Origin of the sequence: Vibrio agarivorans (assembly GCF_030409635.1) — a bacterium.
GTDB lineage: Bacteria > Pseudomonadota > Gammaproteobacteria > Enterobacterales > Vibrionaceae > Vibrio > Vibrio agarivorans.
The window spans coordinates 278,922-297,656 of record NZ_JAUFQF010000001.1; the positions used below are offsets into that span (position 1 = coordinate 278,922).

Sequence of the window (18,735 nt, forward strand, 5' to 3'; positions counted from 1 at the left end):
ATTACCTTCCTTGAAGCACCTTATTGTCACGCGCAGCAAGGTTACAGAACATGACGCAAAATGCTGCAACCATAGCGATTAACAACAGCGGAACAGTCCAGCCAGCGGTGGCGGTATAGAGATAACCAATTAACGTTGGTCCTGTTGCCGCAAGGGCATAGCCAATGCTCTGAGATAGCCCCGATAAAGCCGCGGCTTGTCCGGGGTTGGTGGTACGTAAACCGACGAATGATAAGGCAATAATAAAGGTCGAGCAGTTGGCTAAACCAAACAGTCCTACCCAAAAGATTGCGAAGTCAGGTAACGCAATTAATCCTAGCAAGGCAACAAACACCGAACCCGCACAGACGGTAATGATGGCTCTTTGATTGTTTGATTTTGACAAAATAGGCAGCAGTAATAACCCTGGTATCATGGTCGAAAATTGAAGAAAACCATAGATATAGCCCGCATCCACTTCACTAAAGTTCAAGTCACTGAGCATTTTTGGTAGCCAACCTGCAAACGCATAAAACGTAAACGAGTTGAAACCAATACCCAGAGTCACTTGCCAAGCAATAGGGCAGGTGAGTAGTGTTTTCATCGATGTCGGGGGGCTGTCTTTGACACTCGTAGACGCGCTACGTTTATCTTTAAGCACTTTCGGCAGCCAAATAACTAAAGCGGCGATAGGTAAGACTAAGTTAAACAGCAAGGCAAGTTGCCAGCCTGAAAAGTGAGTAATATTGAGGCTAGATAACGGCACCATGATGCTTGAGCTGAGAGTTGAGCCAATTCCCATGGTAAAAATATACAACGATGTGACGATAGAAATTCTGGCAGGGAAGGCAATTTTCACAACAACAGGCAACAAGACATTACCTGTAGCGATCCCTGCACCAATGAGCACCGTCCCCACATAAAGCAGCACTTCCACTCCAATCGAGCGCAGGATGATACCCCCGGCGATAAGGAACAGCGCTAAAGATAAGCTCCGGTATAAACCCAGACGACGTGAAAGGCTTGCTGCCATTGGGGAAAATATCGCGAAAGAGAGCAATGGTAATGCGGTAAGGAATCCCGCAGCCGAAGCGGATAGTGACAAGCCCTCCATCACTTGACCCAGAACCGGAGCAAGGCTTGTGAAAGGCCCTCTTAGGTTGAGAGCAAGAAATAAAATACCCAGTAGGGCGAAGAGATTGGCTCGCTTTGAGAGTGTCATTAAAATTACCAGAGCAAAATTAGGGGTTTAGTATATCAAATTCACTAAGAATATCGTAAGACAATATGAGGTAAGGTGGCAAAAAACGGGCAGGTACAAACACGTTGCCCGTTGGTGTTGAGGCTGTAACAGATTCGATGGTCAGCTCAACTTAAATCGTGACACGAGGTTTGTTAGCGATTGATTGGTTGTTGAGAGCTGCTCCATGTTATCAGTTGCATGCTTAGTGTTCACTTCCAAGGTGTGAACCATATGATTCATCGAAGTCATATTAGAATCAATCTCACTGCTGACTTTAGTTTGTTCGGCGGCGGCTTGAGCGATCTGTTCACTGGTTTCACCAATGGCATTGATGGCGTTGATCACCTCATTGAGAGATTGTGTTATCTGCGTTGTTGACGCCGAAGTTTCTCTGCAACGCTGTTGAGTGTCATTCAGTGAAGTGACGACCGTTTCGCTACTGGAATGCAAGGAGTTCAACATCTCATTGATCTGGCTAGTACTGTCTTGAGTTCTTGCCGCTAAAGCGCGTACTTCATCAGCGACAACAGCAAAGCCGCGGCCTTGTTCGCCAGCACGCGCAGCTTCAATTGCAGCATTGAGCGCAAGTAAGTTAGTTTGCTCGGCAATTCCGCCAATCACACCCAGTACAGAATGAATTTGTTCTACGTCCGAAACCATCGAGCTAATTGAGCTCGACATCACTTCAAACTCTTGATTGAGCGCGTCTACGCTTGCTACCGCAGAGTGGACGACACTGTCGCTTTGTTGTGCATGAGCAATGGCTTGCTGAGTAAGTTGTGCAGAGCGGGAGGCACTTTGTGAGACTTGCTCTGCTGTTGCACTCATTTCTGTCACTGCCGTTGCAGCTCGTTCCATCTCCTCGTTATGCTGTTGTACCATCTCTTTGTTTGACACTGTTTGCGTATGGAGTTGATGGATTTCGGTTGTAGAGTGGCCACTAAGCCCTTGAACCTCTCGAAGCATGGTATTGAGTTGTCGAATGAACGTGTTGATGCTTTTCGCGATATGGCCTAAATCGTCATCGCTTTTAACGATGAGTTGTTGGGTTAAATCACCTTCACCATTGGCTAGCTCACCAACTAATGTTCTTAACTCTACAATTGGTTTGTAGGCAAAGTGAATGATTGTCATGCCAATGGCGACAAGGAGCATAGCTGCGAACAATGTGGTCAAGAGGATCTTTTGGTTGAGCGCTGAGGTGTGAGCATCAATGTAATCATTGTCAACATGCCCGATCACCTGCCATTGCTGTTGATCGAATTGAATCGGAAGGGTAATGCTATGAGTGTTTGACGAGTCTTTGTTTGTGAACAGCGTTTGGCCGTTGTTGTCGATGAGTTCAATGAAACTGCCTTCGCGGTTCAGCATAGAAAGATTATCTAGTGATGGTTGCAAGTTAATTTCGAAGATATCGATGCCACCGCTGCTGTCTATCGAAGGGTGGGCAAGGGCAATGATAGGTAAACCATCTACGTGCTCGATAGAACCAATGTAGTCACCTGTCTCAGCAAGGTTAGCGATTTGGCGGTATCGCGCCTCTTGATTTGCGTCTAACTCCAAAAAGGTTGGAGGATTGTTCTCTACAAACGGAACGGACGGGTCTGGGCTGAATACTGAACCATACATCACTTTTGTGATGCGGTGGAAACCGGAAGACTCTAGTACTTGTGCGACATTAGAAAGGTTAACGGGAATGCTATCTGCCAATTGTATGTAGGATGAAAATTGATTCTCTAGTTGTTGGCTTATCAGCGAAATTTGGGTTTCAACCGCTCGAGTGTCTGATTCAATAAACTCATCTTGAATAAAGTATCGAGAGCTCATGAAAGAGACGGTAATAGAGGCAAGCAACAGTGTGAGAATAACGGTAAATATAGTTGTTTTGAAAGATAAGCGTTTCATATCTTTTCCTTAGAAGTTTCACGCGTTAAACGAATAATCAGCGCCATATTGGAGTATGTTGTGTTTGGCACTTATGTAGGGTTGTAGAAACAAAAAAGGCTGCAGCCCGTGACTATCGACGGACATGCAGCCAAACGTTAACTAACAATGGAGAGGTTAGTTAAAGAGGAGGACCCAAATCTAAATGCATCATTAGCTGACAAGGTAGTCATACACACCTTGTGCCACTGGAATACCGAGCTCTTCGCATTGTGCTTTGTATTCAACTTGAGGATCGTTTGGTGCTCTTACCTTATCAACGCCAGGTACAGGGCGAACTTCACGTAGCTCATGCATCATGACAGCCATCGTTGCAGAGAACAGTGGCGTACCTAAGCGAGTTGGGTCGATAACGATCACTAAGCTCGCCAGTTTGCGCATTTTGTCGTACTCGCCATACATACGAGTGATGTGGTTACCGAAGTTTGCACCCATCAACACACCAGTTAGGGCATCAATGGCTAGTGCAATCCCTGAACCTTTGTGTCCACCAAATGGTAGAAGGTTTTCAACTTCGTGAGGGTTGGTTGTTTCGTTACCTTCTTTATCGATGGCAAGACCTTTACCGATTTCTTGCCCCGTCTCTTTGGCATGTAATAGCTTACCAAATGCAGTCGCGCTGGTGGCCATATCGACGATCATTGGATGAGCGCCTTCTACCGGGAAACCGAAGGCAATAGGGTTAGTGCCCAAGAAACGCTCGGCACCGCCATGAGGCGCAACACACGTATCGGTTTGAGTCATTGCAATCGCAATCATGCCTTGTGATGTTGCTTGTTCCATGAAGTATGAAAGTGCGCCACAGTGTGACGTGTTTTTCACACTCACAAACCCAAGCCCTGTTTCAGCAGCCATTTCAATACCGTGTTCAGTCGCTGCGATGAGTGCTGAGTGACCCATGCCATCGTCTGAATCTAATATCGCTACCGATGGCGACACTTGCTCAATGCTGAATTTCGCCTCTTTATTCAAACCACCCGCTGCTAGGCGAGTGCAGTAATGTTCTACGCGCATTACACCATGAGAGTGAACTCCAGTTTTGTCAGCATGTACCAACACGTCAGTCACTTCTTGTGCCGTTGCAGCATCCAACCCAGCAGCAGTCAGCTTATTGAGGGCTAGTTCGCGGAGTTGTCCTTCATTAACACGTACAGTCGTCATAATATCTTCCTTAGTCCCTTAAAAGTTGATAACGCCTTTCACTAAATCGCGGTTCTCTACTACATCTTCTTTGTAGCGCTCACCGAACGTTTGGAAGTCGTAGTCTTTGTTTTTCATGATGTCTTGAGAAATTTTTCCAGCAGCCATAAGTTCGATAACTTTCTCGAAGTCTTGACGAGTTGCATTGCGGCTGCTCAGCAATGTTGTTTCCTTTTTATGGAACGTTGGATCATCTAGCACTAAATCACCAATGTAGAGACCGATAAAGACGATCTTCCCGCCATGGCGAATAAGCTCTACGCTACGGCTCATTGAGCCTTTATTGCCAGTTGCATCGAGAACCGTGCATGGCAGGCGACCATTAAATGCGTCTTTAAGCGCCGCTTCGTAGTTGTCTTCAAGAGGGTTAAGTGCTGGAACACCAAGATTAACTTCAACGTGCTCACGGCGACCCGCATCTACGTCTGCTACCGCAACCGTTGCGCCTTCAGCTTTTGCAATTGCCGCTGCTGCAAGACCGATTGGGCCAGAGCCAACGACAAGAACGTTATTACCTTGACGCACTTCAGCGCGGCGCACAGCGTGAGCACTGATCGCAAAACACTCAACCAATGAACCTTCGGATGCCGATACATTTTCAGGAAGCTTAACGAGGTTATCTTCATAAACGGCTAGGAACTCAGAGAAACCGCCATCTTGGTGAACACCGTACAGTGATACGTTTTCACAACAGTTAGTTTTGCCTTCTTCACATGCTGCACAAGTGCCACAGGGAATACATGGGATCACGGAGAAGCGTTCGCCTGTTGCCACGTTCTTACACGCTACCCCAACTTTTTCAGCGGTACCACAAATTTCGTGGCCTAACACGCGAGGGTATGAGAAGAAAGGTTGACGGCCTGCGTAGGCATGAATATCAGTGCCACAAATACCAACAGCATTGATTTTTAGTAGTACTTCATTGTCTTGAATTTCTGGAATATCACGCTCAACGTACTCGATAGAGTGTGGCTCATTACAAATTAGCGTTTTCATGTTAATGCCTTAAATTTTTAAATTAGTGAGTAAGCTCAGCGAACATCGCTTTGATGCCATTTTCTTCGATGCGTTCGAAGGCGCTTAGAATTTGTTGTTTGAACAGCTTGTGCTGTTCAGCGTTGTCACCGAAAACCTTTTCAATCTTGAGAAGAGTTTCAGCGACGAGTGATTTGTCTTCTGTAGAAGAAACGATGTCTGCAAACTGCTCTGCTAATGGATCGACCAGTGCTTCACCGGATTTAATGTTGTTGATGACATAGTGCATCCAACCAGCGATAAGAACAGGCAAGCAGCGTGTTGCGATTCCGCGGTCATGCAACGTTAGGAAAGGATCCACCGCACGTTGTGGCAGTTTTTGCGAACCGTCCATCGCAATTTGGCCAGTTTTATGTTTGATGTTTTGGTTACTAAAGCGAGCAACAAGCAGTTCGGCATATTGTTCTAAATCGACGCTTAGGCTCGGGCTGAGGGACTTCGCTTGCTCTTCTTTCATGAGAGTCAGTGTTACTTGACGTAACTCTTCATCTTGCATGCACTGATAGATGTATTCGTAACCTGCCAAAGTACCGTTATAAGCTAGGAATGAGTGGCTGCCGTTGAGCATACGTAGTTTCATTTCTTCATAAGGCAGCACGTCTTCTACTAGCATCGCTCCAGCAGCGTCCCAGTCGGGTCGACCAGCCACAAAGTTGTCCTCAACAACCCATTGGCGGAAGTCTTCACACACCACACCACATGGGTCGCGATACCCAGTTTCTTGTTTAATAACGTCGAACTGATCAGCAGTCATTGCAGGAACGATGCGGTCAACCATCGTGCTTGGGAAAGACGCGTTGTCTTCGATCCATGCACTTAAATCTGGGCTGCAGAGCTCTGCAAAGTGAAGTACGGCATCACGTGTTAAGTGGCCATTCTCTGGAATATTGTCACAAGACATCACACTAAATGCAGGCAAACCTAGCGCTTTACGTTGCTTGAGTGCCTCAGTGATTAAGCCAATAGCAGATTGTGGTTGTGTTGGATTCTCAAGGTCATGAGCAATCAAAGGATTTGCGGTATCAAGAACACGTGATTGTGGGTCTACACAGTAGCCCTTCTCAGTAATAGTTAAAGAAACGATCTTAACTTGGGGCTCAATCAGTTTGTTGATTGCTGCATTGATGCCTGTATCCGGTGTATGGATTTGTTCTGTAACTGTGCGTACTAAACGTGTTTCTGTTTCAGTTGCAGACTTTTCAACCACAGTAAATAGACCATTTTGCGCTTGTAAATCGTCGATCAGTGTAGAAGGTCCAAACATGTTAATTTCACAGATACCCCAACGTGAGCCTGTGATGTCATTTGTTAAGTCGTTATAAACAGCTTGATGTCCGCGGTGAAAAGCACCGAAACCAATATGCACAATGTTTGTTTCTAGTTCTTCACGAGCATACGTAGTTATCGTCGTGTATCTCGCTTTCTCAATATCTAAACCGTTCATGTTCAACCTTTGAAGTTAATTGATTAACCAATGCGTTATTTATACTGTGCCGGAGAAGCAATTTCAGTGACCAATGTCACGAAGAATATACCAACTTTCCCATATTGGTCAACCAAAGGGGGCTTTGTGGTTATTTTTGTGACTTGCATAACGTTATTGGCGACAGTTATTCAGTTGTTTTGAAATGAACTTTGTCCTTATATGGGTTAAAATAAGAATTGTGATCTTGGTTGGTAAATCAAATGTATGATTGGTTGACCAAAGTTGATGGCTCACTTAATATCGGTGATGTTCCTTTGCTGGAAGGGCTTTCAGCAAGCAAATTGAGTTTCAAGTATGAGGTCAAGTGATAATGAGTGTGGATATAAAGCAAGACTCAGTGGTGGGTTATAGCGATATTTTGAGCTTTGGTGAGCCAATGTTTGAGTTTAGCCAAGTTGGTCAGGCAGGATCTGGTCAAGCTGACTTTTTAAGTGGTTTTGGTGGTGATGCCTCTAATTTCGCTATCGCTGCGGCAAGGCAGGGTGCATCAGTTGGGATGTTGACACAGCTTGGCGACGATGAGTTTGGTAAACGTTTTATTGAGCTGTGGGAGCAGCAAGGGGTGAGTAGCTCTGCTGTACGCACGTTAACCAATAAAGCAACCGGTGTGTATTTCATTACTCACGATGATGATGGCCACCACTTTTCTTTTTTGCGCAAGAATTCTGCTGCAAGCTTAATTACCCCACAAGATTTGCCAATCCAAGCGATTGCTAATGCCAAGTTGCTCCATGTGACTGCGATTACACAGGCGATCAGTGATTCAAGTTGTGACTCAGTGTTCGCTGCAATTGAAACGGCGAAACAAAACGGCACTCAAGTCTCTTATGACACTAACCTGCGCTTGAAGCTTTGGTCACTGCAACGTGCACGCGCGATTATTAATGAAACGGCTTCACTGGTAGATGTGTGTTTCCCTAGTGTCGATGAAGCTCGCCTAGTCACAGGGCTGGAGCACGCAGACGACATTATCGATTTTTATCTAAAATCGGGCGCAAAAGTGGTTGTGCTTAAACAAGGAGGTGACGGTGCAACTGTTGCCAATGAGCACATTCGTCATTTCATTCGTCCCCACAAAGTGACACCTGTTGATGCAACCGCTGCGGGCGATTCCTTTGCGGGCTCTTTCTGTACGCACTATGTCAATGGAGAGTCGCTAGAGCAGTGTCTTGCCTATGCGAATGCAACCGCTTCTATCACGATCACAGGTTATGGCGCCGTTGCTCCTCTACCGACATTTGAGCAAGTGCTCGCGAGAATTAATGAATCAAAATAGGGAACAAAGAAATGGATCTTAATCAACGCCTAGCTGAACTGAAAGTTGTGCCAGTTATTGCGATAGATAACGCGCAAGATATTTTACCGTTAGGAAAGGCTCTGGTTGAAAATGGTTTACCAGTAGCAGAAATTACTTTTCGCTCAGAGGCTGCGGCAGAAGCGATACGCCTACTGCGCAATGCACATCCAGATATTTTAATCGGTGCGGGCACGGTATTGAACGAAGTTCAAGTTATTGAAGCTAAACAAGCTGGGGCAGACTTCATCGTTTCTCCAGGTTTGAACCCGAGCACAGTAAAAGCGTGTCAAAAACATAAAATAACCATCGTCCCAGGCGTTAATAGCCCATCTTTGGTTGAGCAGGCTTTGGAGCTTGGTGTTGATACAGTTAAATTCTTCCCAGCAGAGGCATCGGGTGGTCTAGCGATGCTTAAGTCTCTGCTTGGCCCTTATCAGCAAATCAAGGTGATGCCAACTGGCGGTATCAATCAAAACAACATTCATGACTACCTTGCACTCCCAGCTGTACTGGCGTGTGGGGGGACTTGGATGGTCGATAAGTCATTAGTCAATGACGCAGCTTGGGATGAAATTGGCCGTTTGGTCAGAGAGATTGTCGCGGCAGTATAGAGTAGGTACTTACAATGAAAACAACAATTAAAGACATTAAAACAAGACTGTTTAAGATCCCGTTAAAAGAAATTTTGTCTGATGCTAAGCACGGTGATCATGACCACTTTGAATTGATTACCACGACAGTCACGCTGGAAGATGGCTCTCAAGGTACAGGCTATACGTACACAGGTGGTAAAGGCGGTTATTCCATCAAAGCAATGCTTGAGCACGATATTCAGCCAGCATTGATAGGTAAAGATGCGACGCAAATTGAAGAGATCTATGACTTTATGGAGTGGCATATTCACTACGTAGGGCGTGGCGGTATCTCTACATTTGCGATGTCTGCGGTAGACATTGCGCTTTGGGATCTAAAAGGTAAACGAGAAGGCTTGCCGTTATGGAAAATGGCTGGTGGAAAAAACAATACCTGTAAAGCGTATTGCGGTGGTATCGACCTGCAGTTCCCACTTGAGAAATTGCTAAATAATATTCGTGGTTATCTTGAGAGTGGCTTCAATGCTGTTAAGATCAAGATTGGTCGCGAAAATATGCAAGAAGATATTGACCGCATTAAGGCGGTTCGCGAGCTGATTGGCCCAGACATCACCTTCATGATTGATGCCAACTATTCGTTGACAGTAGAACAGGCGATTAAACTGTCAAAAGCGGTAGAGCAATATGACATCACGTGGTTTGAAGAGCCAACATTGCCAGATGACTACAAAGGTTTTGCTGAGATTGCCGATAACACGTCGATTCCGTTGGCGATGGGTGAAAACCTTCACACAATTCATGAGTTTGGCTATGCGATGGACCAAGCAAAGCTTGGCTACTGCCAACCAGATGCCTCAAACTGCGGTGGTATTACCGGTTGGTTGAAAGCGGCGGACTTGATTACAGAACATAATATCCCAGTGTGTACTCACGGAATGCAAGAGCTACACGTAAGCCTAGTGTCGGCGTTTGATACAGGTTGGCTCGAGGTGCATAGCTTCCCGATTGATGAGTACACCAAGCGTCCTCTCGTGGTAGAAAACTACCGAGCTGTAGCCTCTGATGAGCCGGGGGTTGGGGTCGAGTTCGATTGGGACAAGATTGCACAGTACGAAGTGTAGACACGCAGAATTCGAATCTAAACCCCTCTTTTGAGGGGTTTTGTGTTTCAATCAGGCAATAACTTATTTGAATTTGAATTTGAATCTATGAAACTATTAGGCATCCACCACGCGGCGATAATCTGTTCTGACTACGCAAAATCTAAATCGTTTTACTGTGATGTGCTTGGGCTAAAGGTGCTGGCGGAACATTGCCGTGAAGAACGTAACTCTTATAAGTTAGATTTGCAGTTACCTGACGGTTCACAGATTGAACTGTTCTCATTTCCTAACCCGCCAGCCAGAGTGAGTGGCCCTGAAGCGCAGGGGTTACGTCATTTGGCTTTTCGCGTTCATTCTCTTGAGAAATACGCCCAATACTTAAAGGGCAGAGGGGTAGAGGTCGAAGCCATTCGTGTCGATGAATATACTGGGAAACACTTCACCTTTTTTAAAGATCCTGATGATCTACCTCTAGAGCTTTATCAAGTGTGACACCCATCCCATGTTCTGTTTGATGAGTGAAAAACAGCAATCATCGCACAACCAACTGACGATAGACTGACATTCGATATATAGACTGTGCGGCGTTTATCTCTATCCGATGGAAATATTATAAATGAATACAAAACTTGTAGCAGTGGGTTCAGCTCTTGTCTTGCTTGCGGGGTGTAATGATAGTTCAGATTCTGCGCCGACACTGGGTATGTTCTCATTGGCTGTATCTGATGCCCCTGTTGATGATGCGAAGAAAGTCGTTGTGGCTTTTGATGAGGTGGTTCTGATCCCAACAGGTGATACTGAAGCTAGCATGGGAGAACCTATTGTTTTCAATACCAGTGAAGATGGTGAACTGCGCCAAATTGATCTGATGCAATACCAAGGAAGTAATGCAGAAACAATAATTAGTGAGCGAGAGGTCGTACCTGGAACTTACGCACTTTGTATGTACGTAAAGAACAATTATCAAGGAAACGATGATTCAACATCTTATGTTGAGCAAACAGATGGTGCAGCGACTGGTTTAGTCGTAGGCAACCAAGGTGCTTGTTATGGGTACAAACCAGATAACAATCAAGGCCCTAATAAAGAGCAGGGCACCTTGGTACTTGCCAAAAACAGCCAGCCGATTGAAATCATGACTGGATATAATAGCTTTGTGGTTGAATTTGATCTTCGTAAAGGATTGACTGATCCAAAAGGTCAGGATCATATCAAGATGCAGCGTAATGCGATTGAACTGATTAATGCTTCGGACTCTGGTCACATTAGTGGAGAAGTTGATTTCACTCAATATCAAGCATGTGAAGCGGATAGTGCACCATGGAATGCAATTACAGATGCTCCAGCAGTTCATGCTGTGTACTTGTATGCTGGTGAAATGGATCGCACGACAATGGGAGACATGGCTGCTCCAGAGCCTTTTAACGACCCTGTTGCAGTTGCGAACGTGAGAATGCAAGAAAATCAGGCTGATGAAGTAGTGTACAACTATGAGTTTGGCTTTATTGGACCTGGAACCTATAGCTTGGGCTATACCTGTACGGCATACAACGATGATCCAGAAACCCATCAGACCTCTGAAGATGGTTTTTTAATTTACCAGAATTACGTACCACTTGACGTGGTTGCGGGCGAGCGTACAAATTTCAACATAACGCCTATCTTGTAATTAAACATGTTCTTTTGAGCCGTTTTCTCAAGCGGCTCAATAATTTCAACGAGTTGTCCAAACTTGAAATATCTCTTTAGCTTCACTGCATTTATGCAAAGTCAGGGCTTTTATTTGATGATCTGACGTGCCCCCTCGACCACGTTTCGTTTCCAGCCCTGCAGTAAGGCATAATTGTGTATCAAATGCAGAACGAATGGTGCCATCGGGATTAAACTCAAAGCGCTGTAACTCAGAATCACTACACTCAGCAAGCTCTACGGGTGAGCGACTGTCTAGTTCGGTGGCTTGAACGCATACATCTAACTTAGAAAGATAGAGCTGATGCTCAGCGAATTTAGTATCGTCAAAGGCTTGGTCATCACCGATAGAGCCTTGATAGCGATAGCAGGTGTGTACTTGAAGGCCTTTATCAGGGGTAATGTGGTTTCCATTGCCAACAATATCGAGACAATAGCCATCTAAATAACCATCAAGGTTATCTGCTAGCATGATCTCAACATCTTTGCCGCTCACAGAGTGAGACAGGGCTGATGTCACAAGTATGACGAGAGCGAGTATTTTGCTCATGGAAACTCATCCTATTTTTGTTCGTTCCGGTGCAGTAATAACAGTATAGAAAACAAGATGAGTTCTGCTGGGAAAAGTGCCTATCGTGTTCTGATGTAATGATTTTTTACGATACAGTCTAGCAATCTTTCCGCTTTAACGTGCTTAAACTTTAAAGGTTGTGCAAGGTCACCAAAGAGCGGAATGCCGCCCCCGAGCAGTACAGGAATGGTGGTGATAATCATTTCATCAATTAAATCTTCTTTGAGGAAGCTCTGTACCGTTTTCCCACCGTCGATATAGAGATTATTTAGGCCTTTTGCATTGAGATCGGAAATGACTTGTTTAAGCTCTCCTTTGACGAGAAATACCTTATCTTCGTAACCTTTCGGCACTTGTGTCATGGTATTACTCAGAACATAAACAGGCTTGCTATAAGGCCAATCGATATCAAAGCCCAGAACAATATCTAGTGTGTTTTTTCCCATGACTAAAGCGTCAATGGTTGCCATAAACTCAGCGAAACCCATATCTGAACATTCAGGGTTTGGGAGGTCGTGCAGCCAATCAAGATTGTTCTCTTTATCTGCAATATACCCATCAAGGCTAGTGGCGATATAAACGATGTTTGACATTTTTTTGTTCCGTATTCAAGACCGGTCTAAGGGACGAGCATTATCGTTAACTCGATAGTTTGTGCAAGGTGTATTGCGACGCTTTTCATTTATGCTCTTCTCGCTTAAGACGTCGACACTAACGAGAAACGCTTCCAGTGCATTGAACGCCAGCGAACAAACATGATACAGCTACGGACCCACTCGTCTGCGGCAATGGCTAACCATACACCGAGAACGCCAATACCCCAATGCAGCCCTAATAAGTAGCCTAAGGAAACCGACACACCCCACATGACAAGTATGGCAATTTTGACAGTAAAGTTAATATCTCCCGCTCCTTTTAGTGCAGAAATAAAAATGAGATTGCCAACACGGCCTGCCTCAATAAGCAAAGAGGCGATGAGTAGCGTAGCTAACAAAGCGGTGATTTCTGGGTCTTCAGTAAAGAGACGAATAATGGGTTCTTTTAATAGTATGACCATACTTACCGCAGCTAACGAGGTGGCGAGCCCTACAAAGTAGTATCTATGCACGCGAGTGAAAATCTCATCGAGCCATTGCTTACCTACGAAGTAGCTCGTTTGAATTTGTGTCGCTTGGCCTAACGCGAGTGCAAAAGTGAAAGTCACACGCGTGATATTTTGCGCATAGGTATAGGCGGCTAGTGAAGACGTTCCTAGTTGCACTACGATATAGACTAAAGCGATCTGCGATAGGTTGTAAGAGAGAATCTCGCCGCCATTCATTACGCCAATTCGCAATATCTGACGATAAATAGATTTCGGAATTCGCAGCCAATCTTTATAAGGAAAGTGAATATCACTGCGTTTTAGAATCACTATCAATAGGACTGTGGTGACGATTTGACTAAACACTGTAGCGATAGCGACACCGGTGATACCGTAGACCGGAAGCCCAAAAGGCTGGTAAAGGGCAATATAGTTACCGATGATATTGAGAATACCAGCAATTAGGTTTATCACCATCGGTGAGCGAGAGTAACCATGGCTGCGTAGGATGGTGGTTAATACAACACTAAAAGTTAAGTTAAAGGTGAAGACACCGCTGATAATAAAATAATCGAACCCCATCTGCGCAACGGCAGGTTCAAGGCCAAACACGCCTACAATAGCTTCGGCGCCGAAGAACATCATTAGACTCAATACTATCCCAACACTTAACCCTAGTATCATGCTAGCTAGTCCGACTTGGGACGACTTTTCATGTTGCTGGGCACCATTATATTGTGCAATTAGAATCCCTGTTCCGCTACTAACCATCAACGAAATGACAATCAAGAAGAAGACAATTTGCGACACCACACCGACGGCAGACACGGCTAAATCTGAATAGCCAGAGAGCATGAATACATCGGTGATACCAAGAGCGCTTCGTAGCAGTGTTTCTATGAATATCGGCCAAGTAAGGGCGACAATATTCATTCTCCCATCAAGAGATTGAGATTTTGAAGACATGTTTAGTTTCCCGCGAGATAGAATCAGGTCAACCGAGAAATGAAGACTAGACTTGGTGGTTAACCAATTAGGCTCTATTGTGGTTTAAATAATGAGCAAAATCTTTGCGCTAATCCACAAAAGTTTGAAGTTTAAATCATGACTAATCAGCAAAAATAGCGGTCATCTTTCGATATGCACTCGGCGATGTGCCGTGATATTGCCGAAAATTTCGGTTGAAACTGGACACCGTAGAAAAACCGACTCGAAAACCGATATCGGCAACACCTAATTTTGTTTCAAGTAATAGTTTTGCCGCAGCCTCAGAGCGAATTTGCGTGATGTAGCTCATTGGTGATTGGCCAGTGTGGTTTTTGAAGGCACGACAGAAAGCGTTTTTATTCATACTGGTTCGCGTTGCAATCGCTTCGAGGTCAAACTCACGGTGGTAGTTGTTTTGCATCCAGTCAATTGATGCTGAAATTTTCGTGCTGGGTTGGACTTCGATTTGCGTATCGGTATGGTTTGCAAGGTATTCACATTGGCCTAGCTTACTGATTTCAGAGAGCAAAGAGAGAAACTGAATAACAGAGGAGACCCCTTGACTGTCGATTAAGTTTTTTATGCTATCGAATAGGTAAGTTGGTGCAGATCGTATGACCAATCCGTGACGTGAATCTGAGATCATTTGAGCGATACGTGAAAGTTCGGGGGTATCCACAAACAAACTGCCGAAACAATCAGGGGTAAACTGCAAAACATAAGAACAAAGTGGGTGTTTAGCATTGGCACTGTATGAGGTAAATCGGTGAGGTACATCAGCACCAATCAAGAATATATCGCCCTCACAAAAGTTTGCAGTACTGTTTCCAACTAAGACTTTACCGTGTCCTTTGGTGATAAACACCAATTCTGTTTCGTGATGAAAGTGGTAGGGGTGCTCAAATTCAGCCGATTCAAATTGGTAAGCAGTAAATGAGCGCTCTCTTCGTGTAATGGTTTCTGCAGTCGCTTTCACTTGAGGCTCTCTAGTCTTGTTGCTCTTAAATTAGATATAGAATAAAGGCTAAAAATCAATAGGGTAAGTGATCCATTTCACGAATTTAAGTGATGCTAATTTCTGATCATTTTGCGCAAATATCTGCGCAGATTGGTTCACCATAACCCTCTATGCTAGTCACCATAATCGAAATGGAGACAGATAGATGATTAAATCTGAAATATCGTTAGAGGGTGTCGCAACTGATTTTATTGCTTCACTGATTCCTGCTGAGAAACCTCGCAAAAAAAACGCGCATTGCCTTTGTATCTGTAGCAATTGAGATCCACTTTAATTGGGATTTAGCGCGAGAGACTACATTGTCGGTCGCTGAGTCAATTCGTCAGATGTTGCCAGAAGAGCAGTACGACTTCATTGCTGCTCAAGAGCCTTTCCAAGATCACACCGAACTACAACAGTTTCTTGATGACGCAGCTCATAGAGGCATCGACGGGTTGGTGTTGTGCCATTCAGCTTATACAACAGGTGAGGTCGCTTCACAATTAGGTACATGGCTGTCAAAACACAAAACCCCGACTTTCAGCCTGGCGATGCCTGAGCCAATGGGCAATGGGCTAAACCTTCAAGCCAATCGTCTGTGTTCTCAGAACTTTGTATTAGGAATTTTGAATTCACTCGATGTGAAATATCAGTGGCTGTTCTGTGCACCGCAAGATGAGCGCGTTGAAGCGGAAGTACAACGTTTTGCACGAGTTAGCCGTACATTATCGCAGCTCAAAGGTCGTAAAGCTCTGATTGCAGGCGCAAGCCGAGTACCTGGATTTTATGATTGCGAAGTGAATGAACTTGAGATCATGAAAAAGCTTGAACTGGGCTTTGATCGAGTGAACCTAATCGATATCACCTCTCGCATGTCAGAGTTTAAAGACGACGATGTGCAAGAGGTGAAGCGTTTAATCTTGAGTCACCCTGACTGCAAGCTAAATAACGTTCCAGATAAGCAAGTAGAAGACACAATACGTTTGGCATTGGCTCTTATGGTTGTCGCTCGAGAAGGGGATTACCTTGGTGTGAGTTTCAAAAATTGGCCTGAACTATTTGATCACCTCAACGTTGCTGGTGACGGTGCGATGGCATTAATGAACGACCAAGGCATTATTGTCGCGGATGAAGCGGATACGGGCGCAATGATCACTATGTTGCTGTTTAAAGAGCTCCGTCATGGCTTATCTCAGCCGATGCTGTCTGACATCTCCTATCTCTCGTCTGATGGTGAGCGCTTAGGGGTTTGGCACAATGGCTCTGCGGCGACGTGTCTACGCAAGCAAGGGGCGGGCTTTGAATGTCGTAAGCACGGCATTTTGGAAAACTACGATGAAGAGACCGCTTGGGGCATGTTGTTTGAGTTCTTGGTTGAACCAGGTCCAGTCACTATAGCGAAATACCAAGCACCTTCGATTGATACGGTGTTGGCCTTTGAAGGTGAGATTGTCGAGTCAGACATGAAGTTTCGAGGTACATATGGTGAAGTTGTTCCAGCAGGCGTTAGTGCAGCACAAGTCGTCGGAACCATTTTGGATAAGGGGCTTGACCATCACTGGGTCGTGGGTCGTGGGCACTTCGCTCAAGACTTGAAAGTACTCAACTACTGGTTGGGTGTCGAAGATATTCCCGTGAGTAATGGCGGAGAAAGCGCAGGGTTTGGAGGTCAATAATGAAAACAGTGGCTTGTGTCGGGATGGCCGTGGCTGACTTGATCGTTGGCCCATTAGACTCCTTCGAATTTCATCAGGACGTTACCTTGGTTGATAACGTCAATATTAAACCGGGGGGCGATGCTGCAAATGTAGCTCTTAACCTTGCAGCGATGGGTGTGGATGTCAGTTTGCACTCCAAGTTGGGCGATGATTTGTTTGGTCATCATCTGCATGACGTGTATCAAGGACGTGGTATCGATACTCAAACATTAGCGGTATCTAAGAAACATCCAACAGCAGTCGCGATCGCTCTAGTGCAGCAAGATGGTGAGCGGGTGTTTCTATATCAAGGTGGTGCAGTTGATGCGCTGACTATGGATGATATCGACGTAGCTCAAGTCATGTCGCGAGACATGTTACACACCAGTGGTTTCTATCTGCTGCCTGGGCTTGAGAACAGTGGATTAACTGAGCTTTTTTACACAGCAAAACAGCAGGGAAAAATTACCTCGCTTGACGTCGGTTGGGATTCACAAGGGCTTTGGTTAACAAAGATAGCGTCTTTATTGCCCTCACTTACGTACTTCCTGCCCACGTTAAATGAAGCGCAGCAGATCGCCGAAAAAGAGACCATTGAGGAGTGTGCCGACTTTTTCATCGAAAAAGGTGTCAGTGTTGTCGTTATCAAAGCAGGCGCTAAGGGCGCTTACGTGAACGATGGTACTCAGAGTTACTGGGTTGAAAGTGAGCCCGTCAGTAAAGTCGTGGACACAACCGGAGCTGGTGACGGTTTCGTCAGTGGCTTTTTAGCCGCAATCTCTCGTGGTTATGACGTCTATCAAGCGGTAAAAGTTGCTAATCGAGCAGGTGCAGCCGTTGTGCAGCAATATGGCAGTAGCGGCGCCATTAGTCATTTTGAACAAGTAGATATAACAAGGGAATATTATGAAGAAGTTATCTGAACTGCTGGCTGAATACCATAAAACAGATGAGTGTTTGGTTGGGTATAACTTCAATGATGTCTGGGATGTACAGGCTATATGTGAAGCGGCGGAGCGCAAAAATGTTCCGGTCATGTTAATGGCGTACACCAAGGTGGTGGATGCTCTTGGGTTGGATGTGTTGCATGCCATCGTAGCCTGTATGAAAAAGCGCTATTCAGTGCCAGTCTACCTGCATCTTGATCATTGTGATGACATCACCTTGTGCTTACAAGCTGTCGATGTTGGTTTTGATTCAGTGATGTTTGACGGCTCACACATGCCGCTAGAAGATAACATCAAGCTCACCAAGCAAGTGGTTGATTATGCGCATGCTAAGGGTGTGGTTGTTGAGGCTGAGATCGGCAAAATTCGTGGTCGAGGCGTGGATGGTGATGACTACTTAGCTGCGGTCTCTGATGTTGTGCAACTGGCTGAGCAAACGGGCGTGGATATGATTGCCGTCGGAATTGGTACGGCTCACGGTCATTATGAAGGTAATCCAGAGATCAACTTTGACCGTTTGCTTGAGATCCATAAAGCGGTAGATGTGCCGTTGGTTCTACATGGTGGAACGGGAATTCCAGAACAAGATATTCGCCGTTCTCTCACCATGGGTATCAGCAAAATCAATGTAGGGACGGCAATCCATACCGCTTATATGCAAAACCTTGGTCAACAGATACAACTTGATGGTTTAGATGCGTATCCGCCATTTACGATTAAAAAGATATTGCCGCAAGTAGAAAAAGAAGTGGCTAACTATCTTGAAATGGTGGACTAAATAATAACAACAGAAGCGCCGCTTAAGGTGGCGCTAAATAACATAAAAACCAGTGAAGAGATGATTTTCAACCACTAGTGCTCATAAGAAGCGCAGTGGAATCCA

17 protein-coding genes are annotated in these 18,735 nt (G+C 45.1%); 8 read left to right on the forward strand and 9 right to left on the reverse strand.

The window, feature by feature from the left end; all coding sequences use genetic code 11:
• Window position 1: 1 nt before the first annotated feature.
• The 5 genes from QWZ05_RS01240 to QWZ05_RS01260 all read right to left on the reverse strand — a co-directional run bounded on the left by QWZ05_RS01240 (window position 2) and on the right by QWZ05_RS01260 (window position 6,845).
• Complete coding sequence (locus QWZ05_RS01240; protein WP_290296049.1) at window positions 2-1,201, reverse strand: MFS transporter; 1,200 nt, start codon at window positions 1,199-1,201, stop codon at window positions 2-4.
• 141 nt (window positions 1,202-1,342) lie between these two features.
• Window positions 1,343-3,127, reverse strand: a complete 1,785-nt coding sequence (locus tag QWZ05_RS01245; RefSeq protein ID WP_264875687.1) for a methyl-accepting chemotaxis protein — start codon at window positions 3,125-3,127, stop codon at window positions 1,343-1,345.
• A gap of 192 nt (window positions 3,128-3,319) precedes the next feature.
• A complete protein-coding gene (locus QWZ05_RS01250; RefSeq protein ID WP_290296053.1) occupies window positions 3,320-4,327 on the reverse strand; it encodes an Ldh family oxidoreductase in 1,008 nt (335 codons plus the stop codon).
• A gap of 18 nt (window positions 4,328-4,345) precedes the next feature.
• Window positions 4,346-5,362 carry a zinc-binding alcohol dehydrogenase family protein gene (locus QWZ05_RS01255; protein ID WP_290296054.1) on the reverse strand — a complete coding sequence of 339 codons (1,017 nt, stop codon included), beginning with the start codon at window positions 5,360-5,362 and terminating at the stop codon, window positions 4,346-4,348.
• 22 nt (window positions 5,363-5,384) lie between these two features.
• A complete protein-coding gene (locus QWZ05_RS01260; RefSeq protein ID WP_290296056.1) occupies window positions 5,385-6,845 on the reverse strand; it encodes a mannitol dehydrogenase family protein in 1,461 nt (486 codons plus the stop codon).
• A 352-nt stretch (window positions 6,846-7,197) separates the two neighbouring features.
• On the opposite strand from QWZ05_RS01260, the gene QWZ05_RS01265 reads away from it, so the two are divergent.
• The 5 genes from QWZ05_RS01265 (at window position 7,198) to QWZ05_RS01285 (ending at window position 11,549) form a co-directional block, all read left to right on the forward strand.
• On the forward strand, window positions 7,198-8,163 hold the full coding sequence (locus QWZ05_RS01265; RefSeq protein WP_290296058.1) for a sugar kinase: 966 nt from the start codon (window positions 7,198-7,200) through the stop codon (window positions 8,161-8,163).
• A gap of 11 nt (window positions 8,164-8,174) precedes the next feature.
• Window positions 8,175-8,795: a bifunctional 4-hydroxy-2-oxoglutarate aldolase/2-dehydro-3-deoxy-phosphogluconate aldolase gene (locus QWZ05_RS01270; RefSeq protein ID WP_264875682.1), complete on the forward strand. Its 621-nt coding sequence runs from the start codon at window positions 8,175-8,177 to the stop codon at window positions 8,793-8,795.
• Window positions 8,796-8,809: 14 nt separating this feature from the next.
• On the forward strand, window positions 8,810-9,898 hold the full coding sequence (locus tag QWZ05_RS01275; RefSeq protein ID WP_264875681.1) for a 3,6-anhydro-alpha-L-galactonate cycloisomerase: 1,089 nt from the start codon (window positions 8,810-8,812) through the stop codon (window positions 9,896-9,898).
• An 87-nt stretch (window positions 9,899-9,985) separates the two neighbouring features.
• Window positions 9,986-10,372, forward strand: a complete 387-nt coding sequence (gene gloA2, locus QWZ05_RS01280) for an SMU1112c/YaeR family gloxylase I-like metalloprotein (RefSeq protein ID WP_264875680.1) — start codon at window positions 9,986-9,988, stop codon at window positions 10,370-10,372.
• 124 nt (window positions 10,373-10,496) lie between these two features.
• The gene (locus QWZ05_RS01285) at window positions 10,497-11,549 is read left to right on the forward strand and encodes a DUF4382 domain-containing protein (protein ID WP_264875679.1); all 1,053 of its coding nucleotides are present in this window, start codon (window positions 10,497-10,499) and stop codon (window positions 11,547-11,549) included.
• A gap of 45 nt (window positions 11,550-11,594) precedes the next feature.
• Here QWZ05_RS01285 and QWZ05_RS01290 read toward each other — a convergent pair whose 3' ends face one another.
• The 4 genes from QWZ05_RS01290 to QWZ05_RS01305 form a co-directional block, all read right to left on the reverse strand.
• Complete coding sequence (locus tag QWZ05_RS01290) at window positions 11,595-12,119, reverse strand: ricin-type beta-trefoil lectin domain protein (RefSeq protein WP_290296061.1); 525 nt, start codon at window positions 12,117-12,119, stop codon at window positions 11,595-11,597.
• Between the two features lie 80 nt (window positions 12,120-12,199).
• Entirely contained in the window at window positions 12,200-12,733 is a 534-nt protein-coding gene (locus tag QWZ05_RS01295; RefSeq protein WP_264875677.1) for a dihydrofolate reductase family protein, read from the reverse strand.
• Window positions 12,734-12,837: 104 nt separating this feature from the next.
• Window positions 12,838-14,190, reverse strand: coding sequence for an MATE family efflux transporter (locus QWZ05_RS01300; protein ID WP_290296064.1), 1,353 nt, complete (start codon window positions 14,188-14,190; stop codon window positions 12,838-12,840).
• A 142-nt stretch (window positions 14,191-14,332) separates the two neighbouring features.
• On the reverse strand, window positions 14,333-15,187 hold the full coding sequence (locus QWZ05_RS01305; RefSeq protein ID WP_264875675.1) for a helix-turn-helix domain-containing protein: 855 nt from the start codon (window positions 15,185-15,187) through the stop codon (window positions 14,333-14,335).
• A gap of 341 nt (window positions 15,188-15,528) precedes the next feature.
• Between QWZ05_RS01305 and QWZ05_RS01310 the strand changes: the two genes are divergently transcribed.
• From QWZ05_RS01310 to QWZ05_RS01320, 3 genes are read left to right on the forward strand one after another with little or no spacing between them, the layout of a single operon-like run.
• Window positions 15,529-16,884, forward strand: a complete 1,356-nt coding sequence (locus QWZ05_RS01310; protein ID WP_290296067.1) for an L-fucose/L-arabinose isomerase family protein — start codon at window positions 15,529-15,531, stop codon at window positions 16,882-16,884.
• A complete protein-coding gene (locus tag QWZ05_RS01315; protein WP_290296069.1) occupies window positions 16,884-17,828 on the forward strand; it encodes a carbohydrate kinase family protein in 945 nt (314 codons plus the stop codon). The genes QWZ05_RS01310 and QWZ05_RS01315 overlap by 1 nt, the downstream gene beginning before the upstream one ends.
• Window positions 17,812-18,630, forward strand: a complete 819-nt coding sequence (locus QWZ05_RS01320) for a class II fructose-bisphosphate aldolase (RefSeq protein WP_290296071.1) — start codon at window positions 17,812-17,814, stop codon at window positions 18,628-18,630. Before QWZ05_RS01315 ends, QWZ05_RS01320 begins: the two co-directional genes overlap by 17 nt.
• Window positions 18,631-18,735: the final 105 nt, after the last annotated feature.

Bases quoted from the DNA above. Each gene is read 5' to 3' on its own strand.
- QWZ05_RS01240 (WP_290296049.1), bottom strand. From the start codon at position 1,201: ATGACACTCTCAAAGCGAGCCAATCTCTTCGCCCTACTGGGTATTTTA.
- QWZ05_RS01245 (WP_264875687.1), bottom strand. From the start codon at position 3,127: ATGAAACGCTTATCTTTCAAAACAACTATATTTACCGTTATTCTCACA.
- QWZ05_RS01250 (WP_290296053.1), bottom strand. From the start codon at position 4,327: ATGACGACTGTACGTGTTAATGAAGGACAACTCCGCGAACTAGCCCTC.
- QWZ05_RS01255 (WP_290296054.1), bottom strand. From the start codon at position 5,362: ATGAAAACGCTAATTTGTAATGAGCCACACTCTATCGAGTACGTTGAG.
- QWZ05_RS01260 (WP_290296056.1), bottom strand. From the start codon at position 6,845: ATGAACGGTTTAGATATTGAGAAAGCGAGATACACGACGATAACTACG.
- QWZ05_RS01265 (WP_290296058.1), top strand. From the start codon at position 7,198: ATGAGTGTGGATATAAAGCAAGACTCAGTGGTGGGTTATAGCGATATT.
- QWZ05_RS01270 (WP_264875682.1), top strand. From the start codon at position 8,175: ATGGATCTTAATCAACGCCTAGCTGAACTGAAAGTTGTGCCAGTTATT.
- QWZ05_RS01275 (WP_264875681.1), top strand. From the start codon at position 8,810: ATGAAAACAACAATTAAAGACATTAAAACAAGACTGTTTAAGATCCCG.
- gloA2 (WP_264875680.1), top strand. From the start codon at position 9,986: ATGAAACTATTAGGCATCCACCACGCGGCGATAATCTGTTCTGACTAC.
- QWZ05_RS01285 (WP_264875679.1), top strand. From the start codon at position 10,497: ATGAATACAAAACTTGTAGCAGTGGGTTCAGCTCTTGTCTTGCTTGCG.
- QWZ05_RS01290 (WP_290296061.1), bottom strand. From the start codon at position 12,119: ATGAGCAAAATACTCGCTCTCGTCATACTTGTGACATCAGCCCTGTCT.
- QWZ05_RS01295 (WP_264875677.1), bottom strand. From the start codon at position 12,733: ATGTCAAACATCGTTTATATCGCCACTAGCCTTGATGGGTATATTGCA.
- QWZ05_RS01300 (WP_290296064.1), bottom strand. From the start codon at position 14,190: ATGTCTTCAAAATCTCAATCTCTTGATGGGAGAATGAATATTGTCGCC.
- QWZ05_RS01315 (WP_290296069.1), top strand. From the start codon at position 16,884: ATGAAAACAGTGGCTTGTGTCGGGATGGCCGTGGCTGACTTGATCGTT.
- QWZ05_RS01320 (WP_290296071.1), top strand. From the start codon at position 17,812: ATGAAGAAGTTATCTGAACTGCTGGCTGAATACCATAAAACAGATGAG.